This window comes from Wolbachia endosymbiont of Mansonella ozzardi (assembly GCF_020278625.1).
GTDB lineage: Bacteria > Pseudomonadota > Alphaproteobacteria > Rickettsiales > Anaplasmataceae > Wolbachia.
In genome coordinates this window covers 1-7628 of sequence record NZ_JADAKK010000032.1, presented here as the reverse complement: position 1 = coordinate 7628, position 7628 = coordinate 1, and the positions used below count along the sequence as shown (strand labels likewise).

Annotated in this window: 6 protein-coding genes and 1 pseudogene; 2 read left to right on the top strand and 5 right to left on the bottom strand. The window is 32.6% G+C overall.

Annotated elements, in window-relative coordinates:
* The 5 genes and pseudogenes from IHO40_RS03780 to IHO40_RS03760 all read right to left on the bottom strand — a co-directional run.
* Positions 1 to 237 (bottom strand): annotated as a pseudogene (locus IHO40_RS03780) (hypothetical protein); the annotation flags it as partial.
* 4 nt (positions 238 to 241) lie between these two features.
* Complete coding sequence (locus IHO40_RS03775; RefSeq protein ID WP_225536833.1) at positions 242 to 1681, bottom strand: hypothetical protein; 1440 nt, start codon at positions 1679 to 1681, stop codon at positions 242 to 244.
* A gap of 299 nt (positions 1682 to 1980) precedes the next feature.
* Positions 1981 to 3201, bottom strand: coding sequence for a tetratricopeptide repeat protein (locus tag IHO40_RS03770; RefSeq protein ID WP_225536832.1), 1221 nt, complete (start codon positions 3199 to 3201; stop codon positions 1981 to 1983).
* A complete protein-coding gene (locus IHO40_RS03765) occupies positions 3198 to 3929 on the bottom strand; it encodes a hypothetical protein (protein WP_225536831.1) in 732 nt (243 codons plus the stop codon). The genes IHO40_RS03770 and IHO40_RS03765 overlap by 4 nt, the downstream gene beginning before the upstream one ends.
* Positions 3922 to 5151 (bottom strand): lipoprotein-releasing ABC transporter permease subunit, encoded by a 1230-nt coding sequence (locus tag IHO40_RS03760; protein WP_225536830.1) that lies wholly within the window; start codon positions 5149 to 5151, stop codon positions 3922 to 3924. The genes IHO40_RS03765 and IHO40_RS03760 overlap by 8 nt, the downstream gene beginning before the upstream one ends.
* A gap of 898 nt (positions 5152 to 6049) precedes the next feature.
* On the opposite strand from IHO40_RS03760, the gene IHO40_RS03755 reads away from it, so the two are divergent.
* On the top strand, positions 6050 to 6757 hold the full coding sequence (locus IHO40_RS03755) for a uroporphyrinogen-III synthase (protein ID WP_225536829.1): 708 nt from the start codon (positions 6050 to 6052) through the stop codon (positions 6755 to 6757).
* Complete coding sequence (gene xth / locus IHO40_RS03750; RefSeq protein WP_225536828.1) at positions 6757 to 7539, top strand: exodeoxyribonuclease III; 783 nt, start codon at positions 6757 to 6759, stop codon at positions 7537 to 7539. Before IHO40_RS03755 ends, xth begins: the two co-directional genes overlap by 1 nt.
* The last annotated feature ends 89 nt before the right edge of the window (positions 7540 to 7628 follow it).

Here is a 7628-nt window from a genome sequence, read left to right as displayed (position 1 = left end):
TGAAGAAGAAATTCTTTTCCACAAATCCAGGTTTTTATTTAAGACAACTTCCTTTTTTTGAACTTCAGTGATTTGTAAATTTATAGAACGTATCTCATCAATGGCATTTCGGCTTTTACTATGGACTTTTTTACTATAAATAACAACGCAAGTTAACGTCCCTATTAACCCAACAGATAATAACAAATAAAACACAAGTTGAATTGCAACTCTTTTTTTTAACTGGAAGATAGTCATTAGCTTACATAGCCTCTCCTATTTTAACATCAATAGATATATTTTGCTTTTTAGTGGCAGGTAAACTAGAAATATCAATGTCATAGGTACGAAAATTGTTGTTTAATTTTTTTTGTAGTTCCTTGTATTGATGAGAAATATCTTTGCCGGACTGAAAGTCAAACCTTAAAACTGTGGTAATATAATTTACTGCCTCATTATAATTCCACTCAAATGATTGAAGTTTTACACCCGGTACTTTTAATTTTTCTACATACTTCACTTGTACAAGAGGAGAATATTCCATCTTAGATAAAATGTTATTGATGTTAATAAAATTATAAATTTCACTTATTTTTTTTACATTATAGTTTTGGCTGAGTTTCATTAATTGATTATCTAAAGCTCCCTTCTTTGCTGATAAATTACTAGCAACGTTAAGATTCGAGTGTAAATTTAACAAATTAAGCATATTGATTACAATTAAAATTGAAGCAAAGTATAGAAAAATTCGAGGAGAGTGCAAATAAAGGTAGTTTAGTAGATAAAATTCTTTAGTTTCCTTTGTATTGAAAACAGCTGCAGGTTTATTCTTAAAACTGTGAAATAGAATTATGGTGTCGCAAAAACTGTCTTTCTCACTTACAGCTAATTCCAACCCTAGCGACTTGCCCAGCTCATATGGAGTTAATATGCTTACGCTATTCTCCGGAAAACTTATGACTGATAAACTAGTCTTAATATCTTCTGGTACCACCATGCAAAGGTCGACAAGGTCGTTTTTCTTGAGGCCAAACTTAGTTAAGGACCGAATAGTATTTCGCACTTCTTGATATATTCCGCCCGCAATAATTCCTGGTAGATTGTCCTTAGTAAACGGCACTAAACGCGTAAATACCATTTTATTCTCTTTAAAAACCACTTGTCTATAGCCTCCAGTTTTGGTTGCAACAACTATGATCTTCCAATTATCATGGTCCTTATAGAAGATCTTTTTTGCCATATTATTTATTTCTATAGGAAACATTAATACTCCCTTAAAGTTAGAGCCTATCTCTATAAACACATCTAACCAGTATTCCACTAAATGTTTTGCTTTTGATGAAACAAGAAGATAATACCAGTTTTGGTTAAATTTATTCGGTTTCCCAACCAAATAAACTGAGCTTATATCATTATTGCGAGCAAAATGCTCCACCTTTGCTTTTGCTGATAGGTAGGCACTAATCCTATTTACTTTTGGAATGGAGTATAGCAAGTAATTCTGATCTGCATGATTGAGCACTAGATATAAAGGTGCTTTTTTATCCGATGAAAGGCATAAGCTTAGATCAGATACTGCTTTATCATTTTTGTCCTTAATAAAGTATCTTTTATTTAAAGTGTTATTTTTGAAATATAGTAATATTGTACCTCCTTCTCCAACAGAAAGCATGAACTTACTTTTGGATTTTAAACTAAACATATTAACAGAGTGTATACTTATCCATAATTAAAAAAGCAATTTATTGAAATTTATTAAACGTTACAGGGAAATATTGTTATAAATTTCTACAACAACATTATTTATATTATAATTTATCGATAAGTTTAGTACTAATATTAACCAATTTATATAACAAAATTAAGAAAATTTATTTTACAATTTTGATTGACATAAATCATTAACCTGATTATGATTAATATAGTATTAATATGTGAGGTAAAAAAGTGGTACCTGTACAGCTAAGCAGTGTTAGAAATGATAGCTATGTATATAAGCTACTATTGAACATAATACACACAATTAAAGCTATTACAACTTGAACACTTGTAATCCCACTGCTTTAGCTGTTTACTACAGTTTTTACATTTCCAACTTGGATCAAGTAAAGCTTCTGAATCTATCTTGTTTAGTAAGTGAACTGCCTCGTCGTATTCTTGCAATTTAATTTTAAGCCGTGTCGTAATAAGGTAAACTGATATGTAATTAGCTTTTTTCATAGCAATGTCTAGGTGTTGATTTGCAAGATCATATTTACCTAAGCTCATTGAAGACAAAGCAAGTAAACAATAACTAAAATAATAATCAGGACGCAAGCCGTATAGCCTTTCAGCACCTTTACTGTTTAAACTGATGTAAGTTTTTGCTGACTCAGGAGTAGGATTTACTGTATACTCTGCCTCTAGTACTGCAGAAGCTTTTCTGATTTTTCCAAGTTTAATATATAATTTCGCCTTTAAATAATTGATAGGCTGAAAAGTTGCGCAATGATTTTGCGCTCTAAATAAAGACTTTATAGCTTCCTTATAATTCCCTTTACTTTCATATTGCTTTGCTAAAGCGCAATAAAAAACTGCTAACATTTTTTTGCAATCAAAAGGAAGGAAAATATTAAGCTTCTCAGCTTCCTTTAACTTCAAAATTGCGTTAACCCAATCTTCTTGCAATATGCAATGCTCTATTTGAAATGGAATAGACAGAATTTTATCATCAACTGAACTTGAGCAATACTCTATAAACTTTTGAAAGATTGTCCCCTCTTGTTTGAGGTGGACAATCAGTTTACTGACCAGAAGTAGAGCTAAGTTGCGATTTTTACTTGCAATGCTTGTTAAACCGTTGCTGAAGAAGCTGTAATTTCCCATCTTACCTGAGTTAAAGAGTTTTATTAAGGATAACTTATCACTTTCCTCATTTAGATTTTTAACTAGCTTGTGAGCATTCTCTGTATTGCCCAGATCCATGCTAAAAAGAGCTTCAAAAAGAAGCAATTCTTCTTTATCCTTTCTTCTATTTCTTATGTTGGCAAATGTTGATGAAATGGAAGAACAAAAGCGTGCAAGTACAATTAATAAAAACAATAAAAATACACAAGCAAAAATAATGAAATATAGATCAACACTTATAGTGTAACTACCTAATTCTAATCTCATTACTTCACCGCCCACTTTGATCCATATGCCAAATAAAAAAGAGAGAGCGAAAACTATGAAGTAAGTCATGAGATATATTGTAATAAGTGATGATATATTATTGAAATATTCTTAGAAGCTACAATAAAACCATTCAATTTATTGAGCCATGGGTTAAATTCTGGATGTGTTAAATTACCTATTGTAGTAGCTATGCTCTGCCAATCATTATCGTTTATCGACTCCTCAATTTCTGCCAACTTTGCTCTCAGTGGATCATTTTTATCTTTTACCTTTATCAAGTTGGAAATGATTCTTTTAAAGAATGTACTCCTATTATAGTCAATAACAGCAATGGTCTTTTCAAAAGATAATTTCAACTCATGTAAAGTATTTATCTCTTTTAAATTTTCCAATTCACTCACTGCATTCTCTATCTCTGGGTCGTCAAGTTCCGATATTAAAGGCTTTATTGAATTTACATGATTATCAAATCTTGCTTCTTGTAATAACGAATTCTTCATTTTAGCCACAAATAGCAGTAATTTTGCAAGGTTCTTATGCCCTGAGCTACCATCACCTTGCTCATATTGAGTGTGCAGGTTTCTCTTTAGTTCAAACATCTTCTTTTCTATTCTAGATTGATTAACCTCAAGCAACATCTTGAGCTCATCTATGTTTTCCATCAAAGCCTTTATATTGGCCTCGCTTTCTTGCTGATTTATTTTTAAAAATACTATGTTATTTATTGTAATATAACTAACGAGTAATAACACAATTAAGAACCAGCCTATGCATTTTTGTTGAATATCATTCATACCGTAGTATCTCCGCAGGATCTTGCGCAGCCGCTTGTAATGCAGGAGCAATTGTTGCTAAAAATGATAGAAATAATGCAAGTGCAGAAATATTTACTACGTCTTGGGGAACTAATATCACTGGCAAGCTTGAAAAAAAGTATATCATAGGATCAAACAATTTAACGTTAGTGATGCTTTCTAAAAACATTCTAATATTTTCAATATTGAGGGAAAAAACAACACCTATAATGCAGCCAAGACAAGTTCCTATAAAACCAATCAGTAGCCCACAAGTGCAAAATATGCGTATAATGCTTCCACTTGTTGCACCAAATGTACGCATAATTGCAATTGCAGATTTCTTTTCTTGCACTATCATCATCAAGCTTGAAACAATATTAAATGCTGCCACAATTATAATCAAAGTGAGAATTAAAAACATTACATTTCTTTCAGCCTTTAAAGCATAAAAATAGTGGCTTTGTTGTAATTGCCAACTTTCAGCTTCCATTCCTGTTTCTTTTTCTATAGCGTTTGCTAGCTCATTAGCCTTAGTAATGTCATCTACAAATACTTCTATATTTCTTATACTATCTTTATAATTAAAAAAAGCCTGTGCTGATTTTATGGGCATATACATTAAAGTATTGTCATACTCAAACATACCCATATCAAATATTGCAACAACCTCATATTCCTTCATTCTCGGTATCTCATCAAACAATGCATCAAATCCTTCCGGTGATATAAGCATAATTTTATTCCCACAGTCAGTGTTCAAAGCTTCTGCTAATCGTGCCCCTATTATCACCCCTTCATCGAATTTTCTTACATTACCCACAATTATATTATTTGTAACAGTAGTATTATTAAATAAGTCTTTAACTGATACGCCTCGCACTACGCTACTTGTAATTTTACCATTTGCTGCAATGATAACTTGGTCATTGGTCATAGGAGTTGCTTTCAATACACTTGGAATCTTCTCAATAGATTTTAATACTGCATGATAATCTGAATTTATGTTTCTATTGAAATAAACATTAATATGGCCATCAATGCCAAGTATCGAGTCAAGCAACTTTGCCCTGAATCCATTCATTACAGACATCACCACTATTAGCGTTGCAACTCCAAGAGCAATGCCAATAATAGAAAATAAAGTCATGATAGAGCAAAACCTGGCATTTTTTGCTCGCAAATAGCGAACAGCCATAATAACTTCAAAGGCAATGGACATTACAAAATATTTTGAAGTTAAACATTATACTCCTGAAATTTCATATAATTGTAGACTTTTCTTCACTTGAAAACTAGAGATTTTCATTTCTTGAAATTTAAAATGCTCATAGAGTACTCTAGGTCCTGCTAACAAGATTACAGTAGCTATAAAAAATTCACTGAAAAAAGGCAAAAGAAACCCTGGTCAATATCTATTTAAGAACTTAGCGTAATACCTTATACGCTTGGCAAATAGCTGACCTTGGGATTATAAATACCCATAATGTTATTATAAGGGGAATTTCAAAACTTGTTAAGCAGCTTTTTTGTAAAAAAAATGAGATTAGTTAATTTTAAAACTAATTAAAAAAAAGACAAAGAAAACCTGTGATGTGAGTTGTTTACTGTCCTCTCAAAAATTTGGCGTCCGGTTCTCTCTTTATACTGCTTAGTAAGCAAGGCTCAGCTAATGTGACAAAAATTTATAAAGACATGTAGTGTCCACGCTGCAAAAACAAAACATAACACACCTTGTTTTATACTGTGCTTTTGTCACTTAATACAAAGATTAAAGATAAATTTTAAGCCTAAAACGCCCATAGTACTATGATAGGGGGGGATGAAGGAACTTGTTAAGTAGTTTTTTCGCATATGCCAAAGCTGGTTTAATGTATAAGTTGACAAGAAAAGTCATATTTAGGCAAATAGTATTCTACTTTAGACGTATAGTCTCATAATTTCTCCTTCTAATGGTATTTTCCCTCACACTTTATCATACCATCACACCCTGGGACTGTACATCTTAAGGCTTCAGTGGAGTCCAGAATTGGTGACAAGAAATATAACCTACTTAAAAATTTTTATTCAGTAATTTTTTTTATAAAGGTATTATTTTACCTGTAGTAAAGTGGATTAGAATGAAGTCTATCTTGTTGACTAGGCCTTTATCAGACTCACTGGATACGAGAAGTGCGCTGAGGAAATATGGGTATAGAGTATACATGGAGCCAGTATTCACAATAAAATATCTGCAGCCTGATATATCCGCATATGAATTTGATGTGGTGATATCCACAAGTAAAAATAGTGTGAAGGCATTTAGCCAAACATGCAGAGTAGATGACCTTTCAATAATTACAGTTGGTAGCTCAACGATGCAAACTGCAAAGGATTTAGGGTTTTCTGATATCACATCAGCAGACAGTAATGTTGAGGGTCTGATATCATTTATAAAAAATCACTATTCAATAGCAGTAAAGTTCCTATATATCAGGGGACAGGAAATATCATGCGATTTGAAAAAAAGATTATCTGAAGAAGGTTTTAACGTAAGAGAAGTTATACTCTACAAAACAATTATTAAAAGGAATCTAACTCACAGGTGCAAAAATTTGTTATCAGGTAGTAAAATCGGTAGTGTTGCTTTTTTTTCTTCACAAACAGCAAGAATATTCTGTTCTTTAGTTTCGAAAAGTGGCCTATCTCATGCAATGAGCGATATAGTTGCATGTGCTATGAGTAAGAATATTGCTGATAGTTTGAAGTCAATCAAATGGAAAAAAGTTATAACGTCGAGGCTACCTACTAAAGAGAGTTTAATTGATATAATTAATAAGGGTTGCTGATGCTAAAAATTGCCACTTGGAATGTCAACTCTGTACGCAAAAGAGTGGAGCAGCTCTGTAGTTTCATAATTGATAGTCAGATAGATATAATTCTGCTGCAAGAAATAAAGTGTACAGAAGAGCAATTTCCTTATGCGGAAATAGAGAAGCTCGAGTATGAATGCATTGTCTATGGACAAGTTGCAAGAAATGGTGTTTGCGTTTTATCTAAACATCCAATACTAGAGAAATTTAAAATTGACATTGTAGAAGACTACCAAGAAGCGCGTCATATAGAGTGCAAAGTAAAGCACAATAATCAGAAGATAAGAGTAGGAAGCGTATACGTTCCAAACGGTCAAAACCCAGATTCTCACGCATTTGCCTACAAACTCAAGTTTCTCGATAACCTACACGAAAGAATGGGCTATTTGTTGAAGAATGAGGAGCTAACTATTATAGCTGGCGACTACAATGTTGCACCGAATGAAATTGATGTTTTTGACCCAATTTTATTGAATGGTCAAGTGTGTTTTCATATAAAAGAACGCGAGAAATTAAGGGCAATCCTGAATCTTGGGTTTAAAGACGCATTTAGAACGTCTAACCCAAATTTACAACAGTTTACTTGGTGGCACTATCAAGGCAATTCACTAAGAAATAATCAAGGAATGCGAATAGATCATATGCTGCTATCACCTCAAGCTATTGATAGGTTGGAAACGTGTTATATAGATAGCAGGTTGCGCAAGCTGGAAAACCCATCCGACCATACACCTGTTGTGTGTGTTATGAATCCCTAAGTTGAAAAAAAAAACTCGGCTGCACAATAGATTGCTCGCATAACAAACTTTTGATAGAGCATTAGTATTCAATAGAAACGAAAAAAACT